This window comes from Siphonobacter sp. BAB-5405, from assembly GCF_002872335.1.
Lineage (GTDB): Bacteria > Bacteroidota > Bacteroidia > Cytophagales > Spirosomataceae > Siphonobacter.
Genome location: NZ_NJAG01000050.1, coordinates 1 through 22122, shown reverse-complemented (window position 1 = coordinate 22122; position 22122 = coordinate 1). Strand labels below are relative to the sequence as shown.

The 22122-nt window shown below is 50.4% G+C and carries 18 protein-coding genes and 1 pseudogene; 4 read left to right on the top strand and 15 right to left on the bottom strand.

The window, feature by feature from the left end:
* Nucleotides 1–103 precede the first annotated feature (103 nt).
* The 4 genes from BWI97_RS24530 to BWI97_RS24515 form a co-directional block, all read right to left on the bottom strand.
* The gene (locus tag BWI97_RS24530) at nucleotides 104–2470 is read right to left on the bottom strand and encodes a glycoside hydrolase family 127 protein (protein ID WP_102203195.1); all 2367 of its coding nucleotides are present in this window, start codon (nucleotides 2468–2470) and stop codon (nucleotides 104–106) included.
* 104 nt (nucleotides 2471–2574) lie between these two features.
* Nucleotides 2575–3840, bottom strand: coding sequence for an acyltransferase family protein (locus BWI97_RS24525; protein ID WP_102203194.1), 1266 nt, complete (start codon nucleotides 3838–3840; stop codon nucleotides 2575–2577).
* Nucleotides 3841–4443: 603 nt separating this feature from the next.
* Nucleotides 4444–4974, bottom strand: a complete 531-nt coding sequence (locus tag BWI97_RS24520; protein WP_102203193.1) for a DUF417 family protein — start codon at nucleotides 4972–4974, stop codon at nucleotides 4444–4446.
* Nucleotides 4975–5077: 103 nt separating this feature from the next.
* Nucleotides 5078–5938, bottom strand: coding sequence for a helix-turn-helix domain-containing protein (locus BWI97_RS24515; protein WP_102203192.1), 861 nt, complete (start codon nucleotides 5936–5938; stop codon nucleotides 5078–5080).
* A gap of 113 nt (nucleotides 5939–6051) precedes the next feature.
* Between BWI97_RS24515 and BWI97_RS24510 the strand changes: the two genes are divergently transcribed.
* A complete protein-coding gene (locus BWI97_RS24510; RefSeq protein WP_199182094.1) occupies nucleotides 6052–6414 on the top strand; it encodes a hypothetical protein in 363 nt (120 codons plus the stop codon).
* Nucleotides 6415–6491: 77 nt separating this feature from the next.
* On the opposite strand, the gene BWI97_RS24505 is transcribed toward BWI97_RS24510, so the two are convergent.
* The 3 genes and pseudogenes from BWI97_RS24505 to BWI97_RS24495 all read right to left on the bottom strand — a co-directional run bounded on the left by BWI97_RS24505 (nucleotide 6492) and on the right by BWI97_RS24495 (nucleotide 9986).
* Nucleotides 6492–7286 carry an MBL fold metallo-hydrolase gene (locus tag BWI97_RS24505; protein ID WP_102203191.1) on the bottom strand — a complete coding sequence of 265 codons (795 nt, stop codon included), beginning with the start codon at nucleotides 7284–7286 and terminating at the stop codon, nucleotides 6492–6494.
* A 91-nt stretch (nucleotides 7287–7377) separates the two neighbouring features.
* Nucleotides 7378–8425, bottom strand: a pseudogene (locus BWI97_RS24500) (response regulator).
* 10 nt (nucleotides 8426–8435) lie between these two features.
* Nucleotides 8436–9986, bottom strand: a complete 1551-nt coding sequence (locus BWI97_RS24495; protein ID WP_102203190.1) for a PAS domain-containing sensor histidine kinase — start codon at nucleotides 9984–9986, stop codon at nucleotides 8436–8438.
* Between the two features lie 152 nt (nucleotides 9987–10138).
* Between BWI97_RS24495 and BWI97_RS24490 the strand changes: the two genes are divergently transcribed.
* Nucleotides 10139–10459, top strand: a complete 321-nt coding sequence (locus tag BWI97_RS24490) for a thioredoxin family protein (protein ID WP_102203189.1) — start codon at nucleotides 10139–10141, stop codon at nucleotides 10457–10459.
* A 378-nt stretch (nucleotides 10460–10837) separates the two neighbouring features.
* Here the strand turns inward: BWI97_RS24490 and BWI97_RS28575 are convergent, their stop codons facing one another.
* From BWI97_RS28575 to BWI97_RS24465, 6 genes are all read right to left on the bottom strand, one after another.
* Complete coding sequence (locus tag BWI97_RS28575) at nucleotides 10838–11617, bottom strand: Fic family protein (protein WP_233208007.1); 780 nt, start codon at nucleotides 11615–11617, stop codon at nucleotides 10838–10840.
* A complete protein-coding gene (locus tag BWI97_RS28570) occupies nucleotides 11592–12386 on the bottom strand; it encodes a hypothetical protein (protein WP_233208006.1) in 795 nt (264 codons plus the stop codon). The genes BWI97_RS28575 and BWI97_RS28570 overlap by 26 nt, the downstream gene beginning before the upstream one ends.
* A gap of 166 nt (nucleotides 12387–12552) precedes the next feature.
* Nucleotides 12553–13206 carry an epimerase gene (locus BWI97_RS24480; protein ID WP_102203188.1) on the bottom strand — a complete coding sequence of 218 codons (654 nt, stop codon included), beginning with the start codon at nucleotides 13204–13206 and terminating at the stop codon, nucleotides 12553–12555.
* Nucleotides 13207–13237: 31 nt separating this feature from the next.
* Nucleotides 13238–14161, bottom strand: coding sequence for an alpha/beta hydrolase (locus tag BWI97_RS24475; protein WP_102203187.1), 924 nt, complete (start codon nucleotides 14159–14161; stop codon nucleotides 13238–13240).
* 351 nt (nucleotides 14162–14512) lie between these two features.
* Complete coding sequence (locus BWI97_RS24470; protein ID WP_199182093.1) at nucleotides 14513–15073, bottom strand: biliverdin-producing heme oxygenase; 561 nt, start codon at nucleotides 15071–15073, stop codon at nucleotides 14513–14515.
* A gap of 128 nt (nucleotides 15074–15201) precedes the next feature.
* On the bottom strand, nucleotides 15202–16107 hold the full coding sequence (locus BWI97_RS24465) for a DUF1338 domain-containing protein (RefSeq protein ID WP_102203186.1): 906 nt from the start codon (nucleotides 16105–16107) through the stop codon (nucleotides 15202–15204).
* A 367-nt stretch (nucleotides 16108–16474) separates the two neighbouring features.
* Between BWI97_RS24465 and BWI97_RS24460 the strand changes: the two genes are divergently transcribed.
* Both BWI97_RS24460 and BWI97_RS24455 read left to right on the top strand, forming a co-directional pair.
* On the top strand, nucleotides 16475–17800 hold the full coding sequence (locus tag BWI97_RS24460) for an MFS transporter (protein WP_102203205.1): 1326 nt from the start codon (nucleotides 16475–16477) through the stop codon (nucleotides 17798–17800).
* An 8-nt stretch (nucleotides 17801–17808) separates the two neighbouring features.
* On the top strand, nucleotides 17809–18666 hold the full coding sequence (locus tag BWI97_RS24455) for a DMT family transporter (protein ID WP_233208005.1): 858 nt from the start codon (nucleotides 17809–17811) through the stop codon (nucleotides 18664–18666).
* Nucleotides 18667–18682: 16 nt separating this feature from the next.
* Here BWI97_RS24455 and BWI97_RS24450 read toward each other — a convergent pair whose 3' ends face one another.
* Entirely contained in the window at nucleotides 18683–20509 is a 1827-nt protein-coding gene (locus tag BWI97_RS24450) for an alpha-amylase family glycosyl hydrolase (protein WP_102203185.1), read from the bottom strand.
* A gap of 66 nt (nucleotides 20510–20575) precedes the next feature.
* On the bottom strand, nucleotides 20576–22122 hold a 1547-nt coding region (locus tag BWI97_RS24445), incomplete at its 5' end, for a DNA/RNA non-specific endonuclease (RefSeq protein ID WP_102203184.1).

Here is a 22122-nt window from a genome sequence, read left to right as displayed (position 1 = left end):
TAGTAAACTAATCGAGCCTACGGCTCTTACAGGCGTGTAAGAGCCGTAGGCTCGATCCATTCTGTAACCTAGGATTTCAACCCCAACCCCACTCCCCCAGGCCTTATTTCTTCAGCAGCCGTACCTCATAAACTCCTCCTGTCGCCGAACCTGGTTCTGCGACAAACTTGACCGTTAGCGGTCCTGCCTGAGCATTTTGAGAGGCTGGAATGGCATATTCTTCCGTATAAAACGCTTCGCCTTTCTGACCATCCTGTTCAACGGTAGCCAAAGGTTGATCGTTTAAGAGAATTTTGAACTTTCGGTTTCGGTCCTTACCCCAATACGTCACCTGCAAACGATCCGCCTGCTGATTCGGGTTTTTGAGCTGATAACTGAACCAGCCTCGGGCATCCCGCCAGTGACGATCCTGATTTTGCCCCGTATTGCTTTTTCYGCTCTTCACAAAGTGATCGGACTCGGGTTGCTGTTCGCCGGCATAGACTACATCCAGCGTTATCGCGGCTAACTGCTGGGCGGCGGCCTCCTGCCGAGCCAGCTCTTCCTGCATTTTCTGCAAGCCTTCCGGACTTTGTTTTTGCCAGTAAATTACGTAGCGGGCGTCATGGAGCCGATAAAAAGGAATAAGCTCCAGCGTCCGGTACTTGGCCGGATACAGTAAATCGGAAGCCGTATAGGTAAGCGATTTTCCTGGTACGGGTTTCAGGTATTTTTCGATCTGCGATTCGGTACTCACCAGCAGGGGCATTTGCTGAAGCGGATACGTTTTCCCGGCTGCAATGTGTCCCATCCGACTATCATCGGCCAGCAGGCCATCCAGATCGGTGGTATCCGTTTTAGCCGCCAAGACGATTGGTCCCCGCAGGAAAGCCATGTAATTCGACCCATCCGGCAAAGCTTCCGTAGTCGTTTGCATGGGAAGGGTAATCTCAATCTGATCCCCTTTCTTCCAGGTTCGCTCCAGAGCAATATACGAGCCGGGCTGAGCCGTTACATCCGTCTTCTTCCCATTGATTTGTAGGCTCAAGGCTCCAGCCGCTACCCAGGACGGATACCGCAGGTTCAGCGTAAATTTCCGGGGTTGCGTTGTCGTCAGCGTCAGCCGGGTACTTTCCTGATCCGGAAACTTCGTTTGTTGAGTTAACGTCACTCCCTGCTCTTTCCAATTTAACTGTGAAGGAATGAACAAGTTCACATACAGATCGTTACCCCGGTGAGCATAAATCAGCTCGCCGTATTTGCCATGATTTTCCAGTCCCGAACCTACGCAACACCACATCCCCTGCGGTACCTGCGAGTACACGCGATAATGACGGGGCCGCATGGGCGTGAAGTACACAAACCCGCCCGTACCGGGCCGTTGGGTCGAGAGGATGTGGTTGTACAAAGCCCGTTCGTAATAATCCAGGTAGCTGGCTTTTCCCTCCGCTTCGTACAACTGCTTGGTCAATTTAAGCATGTTGTACGTATTACAGGTTTCTGGCCCCTCCACGCGGCTAATCATCGAGCTGAAATTGTTGGCGGGGTTGAAGTGTTCACTCACACTATTTCCCCCGATGGCTACTGTACGCTGCTTGACGACGGTTTCCCAGAAAAAACGAGCAGCCCGATGGTACGTACTATCCCCACTCAGTTCAGCGATGCGTTCAAAACCGATCACCTTGGGAATCTGCGTATTGGCGTGTAAGCCATTCAGCCGATCCTGTTGCTGAGCCAGCGGATCCAGAATGACGCGATGCGAGTAACGGCGAGCCAGTTCGAGGTATTTTTTATCTCCCGTAATGTAGGATACATCCGCAAATACCTCATTCAATCCACCGTGCTCGGAGCGTAGCATATCCTGAATCTGCTCATCACTTAATCCGGCGGAAAGCTGAACCATCCAGTCGGCCAGTCGGATCAGCATCGTTTTGGCCTGTTCATTGCCCGCCACCAGATACGCATCCCGCAAGCCAGCGAAGGTTTTATGGATGTTGTACAGCGGTACCCACTTGGAGTTCAGACTAAAAGTTCCTGCATCAATTTTTCCCTGGGCAATGTCCTTCCAGATCGCAACGCCGCCCGGCACACCACCGATATAGCCGGTTCCCAGTTGATCCTGACACCGTTTCAGCTCGGTAATCATGTAAGCAAGCCGATCCTGTACTCGCTTGTCACCCGTAGAAGCAGCCATGAGCGACAGGGCCGTCAGGTAATGCCCACCCATGTGCCCGTCCAGTCCGGTGTTTTCCCAGTTGCCGTAACTGGCTACTTTGGAGGGTAGGCCCGCTTCTCTGCGATACGGAGCCAGCAAACGATCCGGATCCATCGCCATGATGTACTGGAGATCCGTTTGCTCCGCTTCTTTAAATGCTCCAGGGAACAGTCGTACCTCACGGAGTGGAAAAGACGTTACCGGTTGCTGAGTAAAACCAAGTAAAGCCTGGGTGCATAACGTACCAATAAGTATTCCTGTACGAAACCGATTCATGTCAGGTAAGTAATTAAAGAGGTCTTGTTTTAAAATTGCGTCAATTTAACACATTTATCAAAAATACTAAAACTTCTTTGTTTAATCCTTTTACATACCATTTATTAATTAACCTTTCGCACGGCTTTGCCATTAAGAAGCGTACCGAGCCAACGATCACGAACCAGATAGTGATAGCTCAACAATAGGGTAACGATCGAAACCCCAAAAATGACGGTTACTTTTAGCAGCCAAGGCCAGGGTTGGGCACTAACCAGAATTTGTAGCACCACCACCAGCGGAAAATGGGCCAGATACATCCAGTACGAAGCATCAGCCAAATAGCGGAACGTAGCGTTAGGCCGGGAGAAGAAATGTAGCATATACCCCAGAAACGAAAAAACCAGTCCCGTAGAAGCTAGTCCGTAACCAGCTTTGTATACGTAATCATTGATCGATACAGAACCGGTCTCGGTCCAGGCCCGGTCGGAGTGCGATAGAAAGTATACGTAAACCCCAGCCAGCAAACAGCAGCTAAAAAACAGCGTCGCATGGCGGTGAATCTTGAGCTGCGGTAACAATTCGCTTTGTCGCCGTAAGAGACAGCCCAACCCAAAAAAAAGACTGTAGACGACAAACGGCCGGGTATTGGGAATCAGATTATTGTTGGGCGTGTCCACCCCAAAGAGTTGATTCATTCGCAACATGGCAACCGCCACCACCAATCCAACCACCCAGGCGGCCCAGGGTTTGTGCAGGAGCTGATTGAAAAAAGAATCAAATCGCGGTCGCAACTGACCCGTTGCATTCAGGACGGCAACCAGCAGCGGTCGTACCAGAATAGCCGTTCCACAGAATAAAGCCAGGTAATACAGGAACCAAAGGTGGTAAAGTGGCATCAGTAATCCATCGGGGTTGAACCACTGCCCATTCCAGAATTCGTTCCAGGAGGTAAGCCAGGGCGAGACCGCCTGCTGCCCAGGTGTTTCGGAGAAATCTCCCAACCGCTGACGACCCCAGATGCGTAAGGCCCGAAAGGTGATCTGTAGCGGCGGCCAAAAAAATACCAGTGGCAAAATCACGCGTTTAAACCGATGCTCTACAAAACCGGCAACTCCGCGTTTGTGATAGAGCTGATGAGCGAAAAAGCCCGCAATCAGAAAGAACGCGTGCATCCGAAACGCATGCAGCACAAAAAAGATAAAGTCCAGTACGGAACTACCCGTGTTGTCGTGGGTGAAGTAGGCATTTTGCGGTTTATACTGGATAAACGACTCTATGCCATGGTAAAAAATACCCAACAGCAAAGCCAGAGCCCGGCTTGCGTCTAAGGCATAAAATCGACTGGGTGGCACTACAACTGTAGGCACACCATCGGCGGATAAGTTCATAGAGCTTAATTGAACAACCCTCGGCGGAACTTAGGGCATGTGGTTAATGAATGCGTACTGAATGGAACGGGGGTACTCGTGTACAGGTAACTAGAAAAGCACGGAAATCAGGAGGGCGGTCTGACTGGGCTGGTAATCAAAGGTAAACAAGAGGCTGACTTTACAACTGCCTGTTCTTGCTTTCGTTCATGATTTTCAGCTCCTTACTATTTTCAATAACCTTTGAACCCTAACGATTGTTTTGTCCTACTTGAATTCAGCGAATGATTGATCACCTTGCGATCGTTCATTACTGATTAATTTTTGATCGCATATACGCGTTGTAATCCCTGAAGCAGGACCGTAATCAAAGCTACAGTCCTGCTTCATTACAAAGATTCAGCTACTCATTCAGGGGTTCAGCGTCCGGGAAATCTAAGGCCGGTTGAGCCGTTACCGTGGCCTAGACGTTCAGGGCTTGTAGTAAGAATAATCGACGGGAGGATGATTAATGATGTTTCCCAGATGTCTTTGGGAGCATTGAGATTCAGGTCTTACCTGCTCCTGGGTAAAAACGGTGATCGTTTCCCAATCGCGTGGATTGAAAAGGTAATATAAAACCGATTAGCCACGGGGACGACTCAGATACAGACGGGCGGATTCGCTCATGGTCATCAAGGCTCCACCCAGAATAACGATGTCTTTAATGACCAGCCGTCCCCGTCCCGACAGGTACGGAAAACCCCATTGTTCATCGCCCAGGTTCGGAACCCAGCTTTCGGGCGTAGTGATGAGGAAGGAAAGCGTACCGAGCGTCATGAGGAAGATGAGGATACTCCCTGCCATACTCGCCAGTGGGGCCACGCGGTGTAGAGCCACCAGTACGGCCACTGTAACCAGAAATACCCCCAGCCCCCTGGAGAATCCGTAGGTGTTATTTTCAAGATGCCAGGCGTGGTTTTTCGGGATTAATTCTCCCTCTTTGTTGATATAGGCTTTGTACGCCTTCGGATGTTCGTAGAAGAACGACATGAACGGACTGTTCGCCACAAAGGGTACAATTCCGTCGGCTTCGTAAGTGAAGAATTTGAGTCCGCCGATCCAGAGAAAAACGACGACGCATACCCCAGCGAACGACCGTTTTACCGAGGTCATCCAGGTGGGCGATGGTATGAAGAATTGACGTTTTCATTGCTGTGTTTGTTTGAGTGAGACAAAACTACAGCAAGGGTCCACGGGGGAACATGGACAAAAAAGGCTAAGGCTTGGACAAATCCGCCACAATTGAAATGCCCGTCTGCTCGCGGAACGCTTGTGGTGATACTTTCGTGATTTTTTTAAAAAAACGACTAAAATAGAACTCGTCCTGAAAGCGTAGGTTGTAGGCGATTTCCTTGATGCTTTGCCGGGTCAGGTGCAGTTGTTTTTTTGCTTCCAGAATTAATCGCTCCTGAATGAGCTGGGAAGGGCTTTTCCGGAAATACTTCTGGCAACGCCGCGTGAAGTTATCGGACGACATGGCCAGAAGGGCCGCGTAATCCGAAGGCTTGTGTAAAGTCAGATAATTTTCATCGAGCAGTTGCCGAAACCGCTCCATTTGGTCGTCTTTCTCGGGGCGATCCGTTTGCTGACCCATCGCCTGCATTTTGATACTACTCGATTTCGCCAGAAAAAGCTGTACATAGGAACGCAGGACAATTTCGGAAGGGGTCGTCCGATTAGCTTCGTCCTGAATATCATCTAAAATGGAAACGAAGCGGCGGGTTTCGTCGGGCGTCAGACGTACAATGGGATCGAGGTAAATATTGTTAAAGAGGAGTCCATTACACGCAACTTCGTTCCGATGGTATTCAATACAGTAAAAATCACTGTGAAACTGAAGCATCCGGCCGCCGAATACCTGACATTCATCCAAATAAATGATTTGCAGGGGCGTAGCGAATAGCAACACGGGTCCGGTGAACGGAAACGTACCAAAGTCCGCATGAAACGTGTTTTCCCCTTCGGGAATGAACCAGATCGTGTACGCCGACGCTTGCGAGGGTACACACAAGACTTCGGCCGTAAGTGACTTTAGTCCTAGTAGATAGGTTCCGGCTGCTGAATAAATCGTTTCCAAGATAATCGGTTTAAACTTCGCACTAAACTATACGTTTTAGCGATTAATCCTTTGCTTTAGTACTGTACTGATCTTTTAGTACTTCCTGGAAATCAGATTATCTCTAAATCCTTATGAACACAGCTATTTCACTCGCCCAGCATCTACGTCATGTTTTCTTCGGAGGCAATTGGACCACGGTTTGCCTGAAAGAACACCTGACAAACCTCAGCTGGCAGCAGGCTACTACCCCGGTTTTGACACTAAATACCATTGCCGCCCTCACCTACCACATTCATTACTACGTGGCGGCTCAACTTCGGGTATTACAGGGCCAACCCCTTCAAGCCAGTGACCGATTCAGCTTTGACCATCCGCCCATTCAATCGCAGGAGGATTGGGAACATCTGTTGGCAAAAGTCTGGTCGGATGCGAAACGATGGCTCAAGGGTCGAATCATCACCCCACTCGATGCTGGAGGAAGCCTTTGCCGATGAGACATACGGCAGATATTACCGGAATATTCAGGGCATGATTGAGCATACCCACTACCACCTGGGCCAGATTGTACTGACTAAGAAACTACAGGCTGCTCCACTTCCCGAGCCTTAATGTGATAAACGGGCGTTTCCTGCAAACGGGAAGCCACCACCAATTCAGTCGTATCCATGTGCGGCAGGAACAGTTCCCGGGCCCGAATGGGACAATTGTTTTCCTTCGATAAATGCGAAAGAATGACGTGGCTCATGTACGCAGGCTTATGGGTACGCAGCAAATCCAGTGCCTGCTGGTTGGACAAATGCCCATGACCGCCCCGAATACGCTGCTTGAGGAAATATGGATAACGTCCCTGTTCCAGCATGGCTTCATCGTAATTAGCTTCCAGAAAGGCAGCGTGACACTGGCTGAAATGTTCAATGAGGCCCGTACAGGTTTGCCCTAAATCCGTGAAAACACCTACCCGCGTACCTTCGTACGAAATCATAAAACTATGGGGATCCGCAGCATCGTGAAATTTAGGGAAAGCTTTCACGCACAGATCGCCCACCCACACGGGGTCGGTACCGGATAAAAAACGAATCGCCAATCCCTCGCCCAGCAATCGGGCCGATCGCAAGGTCTTCGGTGTCAGGTAAACGGGCAGCTGATACTTACGGGCAAAATTGGTGGTTCCGCTGATGTGGTCGGTATGCTCGTGCGAGATAAAAATGGCCTTGATGGTATGTACCGACAAGCTCAACCGCCGGAGCCGGGATTCGATTTGCCGACAGGATATCCCTACATCGATCAGAACCGCATCCTGCCCGTTGCCTACGTAGTAACAATTGCCGTTACTACCCGAATTTAAAGACGTAATAAAAAGAGACATAGTCTCAAAGATACGGCTTGACTCCTCACGAATGCAATCTTTTCAAGGGTTGAGTGGTAAGGGACTTGAACCCCAGTCCCCTACTAAATACTTACCAGCCTGCCCGTCGTAATTTTTCCGGTTGCAGAATCCGGATGGAAGAACCGGCAATTTCAATCAGCCCGTCCTGTTTGAATTCGCTCAGCGTGCGAATAAGGGATTCGGTAGCCGTCCCCACCATCGATGCCAGGTCGTCCCGCGAGTACTTGATGACCTGTTCGCCCGCGGAGGTGTACAGGTGTAGTAGCGTATCCGCTACCCGCCGCCGCAGTGATCCGTACGGCCATCGTCAGCAGTTGCTGCTCCCGTTCGGCTACGTGCCCGGCCAGTAAGCGAATAAATTCCTGACTCACGGAGCGATTCCCCGAAAGCAGTTGCTGAAAGTCTTCCTTGGGAATGTAATGCAACTGGCTATCTTCCAGAGCTACGGCCGAGTCGGTGTACTCCCGGTTTTCCAGCAAGGCTAAGTATCCAAAAAACGATCCTTCCTCGTAAATACCCGTAATGAATTCTTTCCCGTCGGCATTGGTCTTGATCGTTTTGATCTTTCCGCTTTTCACGAAGTACAAACGCAACGGCTGATCACCTTCAGCGTAGATGTACTGCTTTTTGGGAATGGTATGCACCTTCCGGTCCGCCGAAAGGGATTCGAGCTTCGTTTGGGCATCGTCCAGAAAAGCTTCCAATCCGTTGCTTTTCAGGTCGTAATCCGTACGCGTCTGGTCCAGTTGTTCAAAGCGTTTGAGGCGGCCTTCAATGGCACTGAGCAATTCACTTTCGTCGAAGGGTTTGGTCAGGTAATCATCGGCTCCCAATTCCATACCTTTTCTGAATTCACTCCGTTCGGTTTTAGCCGTCAGAAAAATGAAAGGCGTACCCGCCAGCGTAGGATTCCGCGAAAAAATATGCAAGACTCCGTAGCCATCCAGCACGGGCATCATGATGTCACAAATTACCAGATCCGGCTTGGCAGCCAGGGCTTTTTCAACGCCCACTTTACCGTTTTCGGCCGTTACGACGTTGTAACCAGCCAGCTCCAGAATTTCACACGTATTCTCCCGGATGTCCGAGTTGTCTTCAATCAACAAAATTGTTTTCATAGGTATAGAGCTATTGACCAGGTAAATGAATGGTGACGAGCGTCCCTTTTTCCAATTCACTTTTTAGCGTAATGGTCCCCCGCAGTAATTCCAGGTACTTCATCACGATGTGCAGGCCTAAGCCCGTTCCCTGGTAATTAATGGCGTTCTTCGCCCGAAAAAATCGTTCAAATAAATGCTTTTGATCTTCTTTGGAAATACCAATTCCCTGATCCTGAATAGCCAGGCACAGGTCCGTCCCTTCCAGAGTCGCCTGTATGGTTATGACCGTATGTTCGCCGGAATACTTGACGGCGTTGGAAAGCAGGTTGACCAGAATTTTCCGTAGCAGCGAAGCATCCGTCGGAAACAACTCCGGCGTTTGCAGGTCTAATTCAAACTCCTGTCCGTTTTTCCGTAATCCCTGAATATCACTGAGAACTTCCTGAATGAGCGGTTCCAGAGCCACCAACGTAATGCGGGCCTCCACTTTTCCTTCTTCGAGCTTACCCACGGATAGAAATTCTTCCAGAATATCATTCAGGTGATTCACCGAAGCTGTGATGCGTTGAACGTGTCGAAGGCGTTTGTCCTGCTGCTCCGTTGCCGGATATTTTTCAATCAGCGAGGCCGACGTAAGTACGGTTGTGAGCGGAGTACGAAACTCATGGGAGGCCATGGATACAAAGCGTGACTTCAGTTCGCCCAATTCCCGCTCCGTCTCCAGAGCCTTGGCCAGTTCGTCTTTGGAACGCTCCAGCTGGCTTAAGGTCGTCATCAACGCGTGCGTACGGTCAGCTACTTTCTGCTCCAGGTCTTCGTTGAGACGTTCAATCCGTTGGTTTTGTAAGAGCAGGGCTTGTTCGGCCTCTTTCTTGAAGGTAATGTCAATGATATATCCTACGGCGTAAAGTTCTTCCTCCACCTGAAAATAACTCAAACTGATTTCAACCGGAAATACCGAGCCATCCTTCCGCTGAGCGTACAGATCGCGGTTATGCCCCATGGCCCGTACCTGCGGGTGTTGGTAGAACGACTCCCGATCGTGTACGTGCGAGCCCCGCTTGCTTTCGGGTACCAGCAATTCAATGGATTGGCCCAGTAATTCACCCTCTTCGTACCCCAACAGTCGATAACCCAGGGCATTACACGAGACGATCTTTCCCTGCCGATCAGACACAATGATCCCGATGGTGGCATTGGTAAATACGGCTTCGTAACGGCGATCATTGGCTTCCAACTGCTGCTGCATGTGCTGCATCAACTCCAGGTTTTTCAGCCGAATCAATTGGTATTCGCCGGAAATTCCCTTGAAAGCCGTGATGCGAACCAGGCCTTTTAAAGACTGCCCATCGGCCCGCATTAATTCGATTTCCTGTTCGGTAGCATGGGCGGCTCCCCAGGAAAAATGAGCTTTCGCCTGAGTCAATGCCTCCGTCTCGGAGGCGTATCCGAGGAGTCGGCAACCCGCCGGATTGATTCGAATAAACTGCTCCGTACGCAGGGCGTAAAGGGCGATTAAATCTTCCGATTCATCGAAAAGAAGGTTACTGAGTATATGATAGTCAAGCTCGTCATTCATGCATAGGCGGCGTTACTAACCGGAAAAAACTGTCCGTATCCGAGCGGGCAAGTTATTAAATTCAGTTCAGGCAAAAAAAACATTGAGCAAAATCAGGCCTGAAGCTGACAGCCCTCATGCGATCAAAAAGAAGAATGAGGCAAATTCGCTCTATGAAAGCCTTTGAAATCGTTGGCCCTTCACAGAACCTGGAATCTGTCATTCGGCCCGTGCTGCTTGTTTTTTTTGGAGAAGCCCCGGCCAAGGCTTCGGCAGGATTGGTGCAAAAGGTAAAAGAGGAAATGGAACGCATCCGTCGCGGACCCGTCGATGTACTGGGCATTGAAAGCCTGTACCATCCAGAAGTCGTGCGTAGTTTCAATGTAACGATCTTTCCAGCCTTTGTACTCGTCGAGCAGGGAATGGAACGATGGCGATACGAAGGCATGCTCAATCCAGAGCAATTGGAAACGGCACTGGCTACTCCCTGTTAAAAACAAAAGACAGCTTTAAAAAGCCGCTGGGTCGTACTTGAACAAGTTATGACCCAGCGGCTTTTTCCTGATTAAGGATACACAAGACCCGCACTGCTTTCGGCTTTTCACCATAAGGTTTTAGCTACCTCTGAATCCCGTGCATTAGCCTGTATTTCGGCTAAAATCGGATAAGTCCGGCTTGTCAGCAAAACAAAGGACTTACAGCGGAAGCATGGACAGGTTGTAGCCTCTACAGAAACAGAACTAGAAGACAACAGCACCGGCACGCCTACCTGATTGGGCAAGCCATTCAGATGCAGTTGGAGCCGGACGTTTTCCGGGTAAGCTTTCAATTCCCGCTAGCTCCCGCGTTGCGGAGTTTTAGCCAGAACCGATCTAGTTCCTGAGAAAAATTTCCTGAAAAACCTGCTCAATCGCCCCAACCTCACTAGCCGTCAACGCCTTAAACTCCTTTGCCTTCGCCCGTTCGGAAAGCTTTCCATTTCCCTGTTCCAGAAATCGTACCAGCAGAGCTACCAGATCGTCGGGCATTTCAAAGGCATCATCCAGGTAACTTTTCAACTGGTCGTACTGCTGCAAGTACGCTACCTCTTCGGGAATCGTTTGCTGAGCCGTTTGTTTCACGCATTCGTACAGAAACTCAGCCGTCTGAGTCGCATCAAAGTAGCGATACAGGTCAACGGTTTCGTTCAGTACCTCCACATTATGATCGACCGTTGGTTTCCATTCAATCCCATCCAGCCGGGGTTTGGAGAAGGCTTCCAATACCTGCCGATAGGTCTCAATGTGCTCTAAAATAATGGCTGAAACGGGAAAAATAAGGCCTTTGGCTACGTACCCCTTGGCCGCCAGCACATGATGAATGAGGTAGCGATGAATACGCCCGTTGCCATCCACGAAAGGATGAATGAATACAAAACCGAACGCCACGACCGCTGCCGCCAGTACCGCATCAAAAGAAACGTCCTTTTCCAGTTTCTGACTGGTCTCCAGCAGACCCTGCATCAGCGTCGGCAAATCCTTCCAGCGAGCGGAAATGTGATCCGGTATGGGCGTGCCTACGCGTCGGTCATGTTCGCCAATGAAGCCTTCCTGTTCCCGAAAACCCATTTTTGTAAAGCGGGGGTTATCAATAACGATCTGCTGTAGACGCACCAGTTCTTGGGCAGTCAGGGGTTTCGTGTCCGGCTTGGCCCAGGGCCCTGCCCCACCGCTGAGCCCGGGTTTGTGGCGGTTTTTCGCCCTCAATGGCGTAAGAGGCTCTCGAATCTTTTAATAGTAAAAAAGCCGCCGTTCGGCCCATCACATCTGGATGAATTTTCCCAATCATCTGTTTGATGTGCCGGGATAAATCCAGTTGCCGGTAGCTTTCCAATACCGGCGTTTTTCGAATCATCGGGCAGAATTCCCGTACACCCGGCAGATTGTTCCGAATCCGCTGTCGTTTGACAGATACTTGCTCGCTCGTACTTCCGTATTGCAGCCGCTCATCGACGAGATCCAGGTAATTTCCCGTCGTCAGATCCGGCACGTCGAGTAATTCCTCCAGTAACCATTCGTACAGAAACCATACTTTCCGGCTGTACTGCCCCAGCGGTTCTTGGGTTACCCATTCTACAATCGGTTGCGGCCCCAGCGTTTTGAATAGCTTTTTGAGCAGACCTAATTCGATACCCTCGTATTTCAGGGCAAAGGTCAGGTGAGCCACAAGCGTTTCCTCGGGTTGGTATCTTGGCGTAAAGACCTGCCATTCTTCCGTCCGGTACTGGCGGTGTTTCTGACTAATGATCGCCAGTCGATCCGGTAAGGGAACCGCCAGCTCATACGCCCGTAGCAAGGCCGCGTAGCCTGCGAGTGCTCCGGGTTCAGGAGTAATACGATCCAGAAAAACAGTAACCTGGGAAGGAGCAATCGGGTACGTCATACATTCAGCTAAAGAGGTATTAAACGTATGAAATTTACTTAGTATTTATGAAAAGCGGTTATATAAATCAATTGTTATGAAAATCATTTATAAATGTACGAATACGGTTGGGGAAATTTTGAAAATTGATCCTTAAAATCGCCTTCCTGTATTCAGCCCTATCCACTTACGTTCGAGCCAGTGTTACAATATCTTTTACTTCCAGCACTGCTTTGGGATAGCCTTTTTGAGCGGCGTGGATCATGGCCTGCCCTACTTCTTCCAGGGTACAGAAGCCATTAGGAAACAGGGCTCGCCCCAGTGGGTATATCCAGGCAATCCATTTATAAAAACTCTTTATATTTTTCTGGCCGGGCACCGCTTTCATAAAACCCGGACGAAACATATAGGCTTTCGGAAACAAACGCATCAAGGCATTTTCAGTCGCTCCCTTCACCCGGGCCCAGGCCATGCGACCCTGCTCATTCGTCCCCGCTCCGGTCACGTAACAGAAGGTCAGATCGGGATTGTGTTGGGCAACCGTCTGGGCGAAGTGGAGCGTCAGATCGTAGGTAGTTCGTTTGTAGTCTTCCTGACTCATACCCACCGATGATACGCCCAGACAGAAATAACAGGCATTATAACCGGCCAACTGGGAGGCGATGGGTTCCAGATTGAAGAAATCCTTGTGGATGATTTCTTTCAGTTTAGGATGGGACAAGCCCCCTGGCTTCCGGTTGATCACCAGCACCTGTTCAACGTCGGGATGCTTCAGGCATTCGAACAATACCCCTTCGCCGACCATACCCGTAGCTCCGGTAATGATTGCTTTGATTTTCATCACGGTGATGGTTTAAAATTGGAGTCAATGTTTACTGAACCCAACCATTCTTTTTCATCCAGCTAAAGAGCGGCTGCATCCATTCTTCCGTAGGTAATTTGAGTACAAAACCGTGATTTCCCGTTGGATACAGGTGCATTTCAGCAGGGACGCGATGATGTCGTAGGGCTTCGTAAAAAACGATACTATTGTCTACATCCACCACTTTGTCATCACCCGTATGCGTCAGATACGTGGGCGGGGTCTGATTGGTTACGTGTCGTTCGCTGGAAAAACGTTCGATTAATTCATCACTCGGCTTTTCGCCCAATAAACTTGTACGGGAACCTTTGTGAGCCAGCGTTTCACTCATCGAAATAACGGGATAAATCAGAATCATGAAGTCAGGACGCAGACTAACACGACCGGGGTTTTCAATCACGGGGGTATTAAATTTGGTTCCTGCTGTAGAAGCCAGGTGGCCACCCGCCGAGAAACCCATAATGCCTATACGATCGGGGCGGAGTTGCCATTCTTTGGCTCGTTCGCGTACCAGCCGAATGGCTTGCTGAGCGTCCTGCAGGGGGCCCATACTTTTATCGACCATGATCGAATCGCTGGGCAGGCGGTACTTCACGACGAAGGCGGCTATACCATGCTTCACGAAGGTTTCGGCAATTTTTACCCCTTCGCCATTATAACTCTCTGAAACATAACCGCCACCGGGATAGATGACGACGCCCGTACCCGTTGGATTTTCTTTAGGTAAAAAGATTGTTATCGTGGGTTGAGATACTTTGCGGTACCCTTGAATCCGACCGCCGGGTTCAGCATTCACGATTTCCTTCATGGCGTAGGCTTTCGCGTTCGGAATGGCACCTGAATACAGAGGAATGACTTGCTGAGCCTGCGTTGGGAGTAGTGTAGCTAGCGAAAGGACCAGCATTGGCAGGGCCACTTTCCAGAGGTAAGACATAACGTTAGAGGTTAATATGACGGACTAAAGATAGGGAAAGCCGCGTAAAACGCTTACATTCCTTTGCTTCTCCCCTAGCCTACTTCCTTGGCGAAGATTCAGCCGTATCGAGTCTGTTCGATTTATGGCCGTTATAACGCAAGGCCTAAAAAATCTGCGAAGCGTATTCACAGGTTTTTTAGGCCTTGGGTTGAGTATCGGTCCCTCTCTTGGAACACATAATCTTAGATAGGGAAATCCCGTAAATTTTACAACCCCTATCAAAACCAGAAAAGCGATTTAAAACCAGCTACTGATAAGCAGGCTTCTTGTAACGAGCTGCTTATAAGGAATGAGCGTCTGTACTCCCTTTTACACCCGACTTTCGGCGAATACGTCACCGAAACGCGTAAAGGTCTCGTTCGCCGCAGCCACGGCCTGAGCTTTATCCGATTCGGTACGGCCCTGGGCGTTGAGCACTTCCGTAAAGGTTTTCCACATACTTCCCGTAGCTGGCCCGTATCCTGAGAAGAAGGAAACACCTTCCGTAATACCTACTTTCTCCAGCATTTTCACAATAATACTGCCGCCCATGATGGAGCCTTCCATAACGTATAAAGCCCCTAAAGCCTGTACCGTCGTCGCGATGGTCGGAGCCGTGGCAGCGGGTAAGTCGTCACTTGTACTGCCCAGGGTTTCCAGATCCGCCTTCAGGAAAGAAGCATGGCGACGTTCCGCGTAATCAGGTAGTACCTGCGGCGTAATAAAGGGGGCAATGGCCTGTTCAACCGCGTGAAAGTAGGCGTAGAAATGCTTCAGAAAATCAGCGTAATCGGCTTTGTTCGTAATGGCTTTCAACCGCTGAACGACCTGTTTTTCAAGTTGCTGATGGGAGGTGCGGGTATCTTCTTTTAAACTAAGACTTAACATCATTCGTAAATGTTCATGCAAATCGAAGGATAACTTAAGCGTTCCTTCGAATAAAGTTCTTACCCAGTAACCGCTTTCCTGCCCCAAAGGTTGCACGGGTACGAACTTCCGAAACGCAAACGGCCTTAAAATTACCGTTTCGTCATTTCAAAAAGATTAGTAGCCTGATCCCCCAGAAAACCCTCAAACCAGACTCCGTTTTCCTGACCCCGCTCGGCCAGTTCGTAATAGGCATAACTCCAGCGGAGGGTTCCGGTACTTCCATCGGCTTCAGTTACGGGGCAATCCTCGTCAACGGCCTGTGTCGAGGACTGGCGTAATTTACTGCCCCGCTCCCCTTCGATTTGACTTTTCATTGGAATGCCCGCGGCTTGCAGGCCCGCAATGGTTGTTTCCAGATCGGGCCATTCGGGAACCTGCTGGAAGTTGATGTACGCCGTGAAGTGATTGACCGCATTCCCGTGCAGCAGGGTCCAGGCCGCAAACTGCGACTCTTCGTTTAAAGCCAAAACCGTTTCACGACGGGGTGCGGGCCAGGGTCGCGTAAAGAAATTTTCCAGAGCCGATACCAGCGTTACTGCCGATTCATCTTCAAGCTCCTGCTGGTCTTTTAATCGCTGTAATAATTCCCGCGGGGTACCCGCCAGCAAATCCGGCGTATGAGTAACGGCCTCCGAAAGTAACTGCTGAGCCTGCCCGGAGAGTTGGGTTACGTCGAGCTGCGTAACAAAAAACTTGGGAAAGTGAGCCTCCGTGGGGTGCTGGTAATGCCAGGAATTCAGGTATTTGGTTGGGAACGCGTACGGACTTATTTTCTGGTATCCCAAACATTCCAGAATAAAACCGATGGCTTCTAAGCCGGGTGTTTGTTCACCCGTACGCGTGTTGAACGTCCGGAACGCACAGTGGTCATTAACGACCTGACCTCCTTTTTCAAGAACTAATGCTGCGTAACGTCGGGCATATGGTACCCGTTGCTGATACCGTTCCCAGAGGCGGTCGAGTAATTGTTGGGTGATGGAAGATGGAGAAGTCATGGAAATGGGTGCTTTTATATTAGTGTACGTTTCGTCCCCTGAAACGGCTGCTTTTTAATCCGTATTACTGTACTATCCAGCCAGTAATGCGGATAAAAATGGTGTATTAAGGGCGACGTAGCTAATGCTCAATTAAAAAGAAAGGTATAAAAGATTCCGTATGCTTGGTCAATGGTTACATTATCCTCTCTAAGCAATTATAAAAGTCAAGTTAAATGCAGATGCTTTTATTCCGCAACTGACAGAACGGATCGTTCGACATGCCCGTAAGAAAAATAGTCGCGATCGGCCCTGCCGTTTGGCGGAAATCCCCGCTTGCTCTTGCTCGGATTCCTGTACCTTTGCCCACTCTAAATGCATGTACGGCATGAATACCCCCGAGTCAAAGGAATCTGAACAGCCGCTCCAAAACAAGACCTTTCTGGTCGTTCTGATCAATACCCTGGCCGCTTCATTAACCAATAATTTTATCTGGTTTGCCCTAACCTTTTGGGTGTATCTGGAAACGAAATCCGTGTTAACCACGTCGATCATGGCAGGAGTTTATTCCGGAACAGTGGCCGTTACGGGCTTTTTCCTGGGTACACTTGTGGATCGTTACCCCAAGAAGCTAGCCATGCTCCTTTCGAGTAGCAGTTCGCTGCTGCTGTACATCGTGGCCGCGGGCATTTACCTTTCCACGTCCGAGACAACGTTCCGGAATCCCGGTAGCTGGCAACTCTGGATGTTTATTACGCTGGCTCTGATCGGGGCAATTGCTGGAAACCTCCGCAGCATTGCCCTTTCCACCCTGGTCACCATTCTTCTTCCCGAAGATCAACGTGACAAAGCCAATGGGATGGTAGGTACCGCCAATGGTGTATCATTTCTGGCCGCTTCCATTTTTAGTGGCCTGGTGATTGGCTTTTTAGGGATGTTCTGGACGCTCGTACTGGCCATTGGTTTTACGCTACTGGTTGTTCTGCACCTTTCTACGCTTTCGATTCAGGAACGTACGCACGTCCATGCCGAAGCTCCACCAGTCAGTTTTAACGTTCGTCATACCATTGCTATCATTCAGGAAATCCCCGGTTTATTCGGGCTGATCTTTTTCAACTGCTTTAATAACTTCCTGGGCGGTGTATTCATGTCCCTGATGGATGCCTACGGACTATCGCTGGTATCGGTACAGGTTTGGGGCATCCTCTGGGGTTTTCTGAGTCTGGGTTTTATTATTGGTGGACTGATTGTCGCTCGTCAGGGCCTCGGCGGCAAGCCGTTACGTACGCTGTTTCTCACCAATCTGATCATGTGGTTTGTCTGCATTTTCTTCACGTTGCAGGCTTCGATTGTACTGTTGAGCGTCGGACTTTTAATCTACATGTGTCTGATTCCCGTAGTAGAAGCCGCTGAGCAGACCATTGTACAGAAGGTCATTCCGCCCGATCGACTGGGGCGGGTATTTGGCTTTTCCCAGAGTCTGGAACAGGCCGCATCACCCATTACGGCCCTACTGATCGGTCCCATTGCCCAGTACATTTTTATTCCTTTCATGACTACCGGAGCGGGCGTTCAGTGGCTCGGATCCTGGTTTGGTACCGGCTCGGACCGCGGTTTGGCCCTTGTCTTCACCCTGACAGGAATCATCGGCTTTATCGTTACCCTGCTGGCGATGCGATCCCGGGCCTATCACACATTGGCTTCGCACTATTGAGTTTTTCCATGCGTATGACGTCTTCTTCTCCCCGCCTGTGGTTGTTTGCGGGTATTCTCTGTATCAGTATCTATCCGATTCTGATTCGGGTAACGCCAGTTTCCGGGGTTACGGCGGCTTTCTATCGCCTAAGTATCGCGAGCCTTCTGCTTTGGCCCTATGTACTGGGCCGAAACCAATGGAAGCGTGAAACGCTGCGATTCTGGAAACCGCTGGTCGGTTGCGGCGTTTTGTTTGCGGCAGATATTGCCTCCTGGAATCTCTCCATTCAGTATTCTTCAGCAACCCAGGCCAGCCTGCTTACGAATCTCTCTCCGATTTGGGTCGGACTGACTTCTTTTTTGTTTCTGCCACAAAAGCCTAATCGGTTTTTCTGGCTGGGTGTGGTGGTCGCCCTGGCGGGGCTGGTCCTTTTCATGGGGTTTCAACTTTTTGCGGACCTGGCCTTTGATCGAGGATTTGGATTAGGCCTGCTCTCCGGGATTTGTTACGCCGCCTACCTCATGCTCAGCAAAAAAGTACTGCGAAATGTTAACATCCTCCATTTCATGGCCTGTATGACGACGGTTGGGAGTATCTTCCTGCTGTTTTTGTGCCTTTTGGGGGAAGAGAAGCTAAGCGGCTTTCCCACGTTGGTTTGGGAATCGTTGTTGACGCAGGCATTGGTTTGTCAACTCCTGGGCTGGTTTTCGGTCAGTTATGCCCTGACGCACATTCCCGCTCAGCAGGTGTCCATTAGTTTACTCAGTCAGGCCGTTTTAACCGCCCTTCTAGCGTGGCTGCTGCTGGGCGAACAACTCTCTGCCTCCATGATACTGGGTGGAATCCTGTTGCTGACGGGGATCGCCATTACTTTCCGTAAGTAAACTTTTGAAAGGACTGCTACTGCTTTTTGTACAGGACGAAACCACCCGGCGGCAGGGTAAGCTGAACTGCCTTTCCATTACGGGCTGCTACAGATACGCTCGTCAAAGTAGCCTCTGGATGGGTGGTGTACAGGCAGGTAAGTACGTCGCCGGTGGTATGGAGGTCGTTATCTACGGTGACCCAGGCCGTTTGGCTTTGATTGACGTCGGTATTCAAAGCACAGAGTACTTCCTGCGTATGCAAAATCCGGGACCAGGCTACGACCGACTGCATGGACGCTCCCCAAAGACGCGGATAACCAAAATGGGTGCCATCGCCGGAAATTTCCCGCAGGTATTGCCGACCGCGTCGCAGGGCGATTTCCTGTTTGCGTACCGCCAGTAGCTTGCTGATTTCCGGAAACCAGGGATTATCCTCCCGAAAAAAATGCACTCCTTTGCTACGAAAGGCTCCAAAGGCTCCCCCAAACATACTCTCCCGGATATAGCGGTCGTGGCCACCGTGTCCGTCAAACGCCTGCTCCGTTCCGTAGTACAAACAGGGAATACCCAGCGAAGTAACATTTAAACCGATCACCGCCAGTAATTGCCGGGAGCCCGTCGCATCGGCACAAAAACGAGCCTTTTGTGGTCCCTTCCGTACCTGATCGTGATCGTCAAACAGGGTAACTACCTTATTCCGAAACCAGCTGTGGGATTCTTTCTGAAGTAATTCCGAATTGCGAAACAAGCTAAAGTATTCCGCCGGGTTACGGTAGCCTTTTACCAGATACTCCAGCTTGTCGGGAATATCGTCGATCCCCAGTGCCGCATCGAGTCCCGTAAGTTCCAGCGTGGTAAATGCCCGCTGACGACCGCCCGTAATTTCTCCGATCAGGTAAAAGTTTTCCTTGCCGATTGCTAAAGTAAATTCCCGGATGACCGAAGAAAAAAACCGGGTCGCTCCCAGGTCCATGTGCTTGACCGTATCGATTCGAAAGCCGTCGAGATCCGCCAGGGCGATCCAGTATTTATACGCTTCGGCGAGGTGCAGAAGTGCCTCGGAAGGCCGGTAGGCATCCAGAGGTCCGTAACCGTGATGAATGTCTTTCAGGGATTCGAAATCGCCTTCCAAAAATTCCGGGTCGTGATCCCAATACTGAATTTTACCTTTTCGGGTGAAAGTCTGCGGCTGTTGCAGTTCGGCGGGCCAAATGGCTCCGTCGGGCCAGGCTCCAGTGGGTTGCGGAACGAAGGGTAACGTAGGCTGCCCCTCCGCATTGCGGTACCCGCGTACCGGGAAAATGGAACCACTGGCGTATACGGGTTGTCCGGTTTCGTAGGCAAATACGTCACCGGAATGGTTTAAAATAATATCCAGAATTACGTAGATGCCGTGCTCATGGGCCGTTTCCACGACGTCGATTAAATCCTGCTGCGTTCCGAAGCGGGGTTCAATTTCCAGAAAATTCTGAATTCCGTACCCGTGATACGTTTCCTGCGAGGCGACTTGTTTGAAAACTGGACTAATCCAGATCGCTGAAATTCCCAGGCGTTTCAGATAACCGATCTTACTTTTCAGTCCACGGAGCGTTCCGCCCACAAAACGTTCGCCTGCCTGCTGCCAGGCTTCAGCATCGGGCGTCAGGGCATTACCGGCGTCTTCGGGTTGGAAACGGGGTGTTTGTCCCGAAGTAACGAGCTGGCCTTCATTATTCAAATAGTCCTTTTCCTGCCCATCAGAAAACCGGTCGAGTAATAGAAAATACAGGACCTGATCTTCCCAGGCCAGCGGCGATGGATGGTACGAAGGGCGAAGGACCGCTGGAAGCGAAAGCTCGCGAAAGGATTGAATCGGTTCCATAATCAAATCAGTATCGAAAGTCTAAGAAATGATTACTCGTTTTTCGCCGTGCTTCCGCTCCTTTTCCTACCACTGAATATCCGAAAGCGACGACAGGGGTTGCCGTTCAACTGGAGCCAGCATCTCACGCACCTCCAGAGCAAAATCGTCGGCGTTTTTCAAAAGGTCTGAAAGTGTAAAACCCGCCCGTTGTTCAATTTCCGCCAGACTTACCTGGTATACTTTAAAGATATCCAAATTCAGAAAGGACAAATCATTGAGATTCTGGGTCAACAGAAAAGCACTGACTTTCAGTGCACCCGCTTCTACATAAGCCAGAATTTTATAGAATTCACGCGGGATAGCTACGCCACGAAAGACCTGATCATCCGGACGGAAAATGGGTCCGCCGATGACACTTACTTTTAAATGATCGACCTCCGTTTGCTCAAAAACGGCATCTTCCAGTTTCCCCCAGATTCCACCCTGCGAACTTTGGTTGAAATTGTCCATCTGCGGGGTAATGTTGGTGAAGAAAAAGGAGTCTTTATTGGCTTGCTGGGCTTCGGCCATGGTGCCCCAGATCAGATCGGCCCGTCGGGCAATATGTCCCCGATCCAGACGATTGTTGGCGTACAGCGAATCGCCCACCTGGTATTCAGCGGGCAAGCGGGGGTCCAGTACGAAATTCAGGTTTTTACGCGTAATTTTCCTGAGGTTTCCGCCGTCAATATTCCAGGCTACCCAATAGGCAAACCGACGGGATTTACTCATGGCGAGGGAAAAGTGCGTATACGGAATGATTTCGGAATTCCCGAGCAGAACCGCATCCAGTTGCTGCTCCGCAGAAAGCTCGGGTACGGTAACCACCGGCCCGAGAAAAGCGGGATTATAGCCTAATTCGGGTGGAAGTGCGTGTTGGGGCGGTACCAAACTGATGTCCAGCTTCTCGAATACCGAACGCGGATAACAGGCCAGGGCATATTGCTCGGGACTGCCCGACGACTCTCCGGCAAAGTGTAAGCCCGCCATGATCATGCTTGGTTGCCCTTCGGCGGTTTTAAAAAGCCAGATCGACCCCGAGTCTCCGGCTTGGCTCAGCTCCCCGCCCATGGGTAGATGGTCCGGGTCCAGACTGATTTCGAAGCCGCCAATCGACTGCTCCCCGATTGGAAACCCGTAGTTGATTTTAGCCATCGTATGCACCCGAGTCACGATGCCGTGTGTCACACCCGAGGTTCGTCCGCTCTTCACGACTGTATCCCCCAGTTCGGGTTCGCCGAGTTGATTCGGTACGACGTCCAGTTCAAAAACGCTAGCATCAAAGTTCCGCGTTTCGATACTGGCGATCGCACAGTCTCCTGCAGCTCCCAGGTGTGAGCGTACCAGTCTGCCCAGTCGATTGCGTTCGATCCGGTTATCGTCGTGCGGCCCCGGTTGTACAATCGTATCGCCGAGTTGTCCCAGCGGACCCTGCAAAATGTGCCAGTTACTCAGCACGTACGGGGTTCCGTCCGTTCGTCCGTATACGATGCACCCAAGGGTACCCGCCGAAAGCTGATGATGCGATACACTGATCCCCGGAACGATGGGATCCAGATGAATTTTGCGGGGATTGGATACCCGTTCATCAC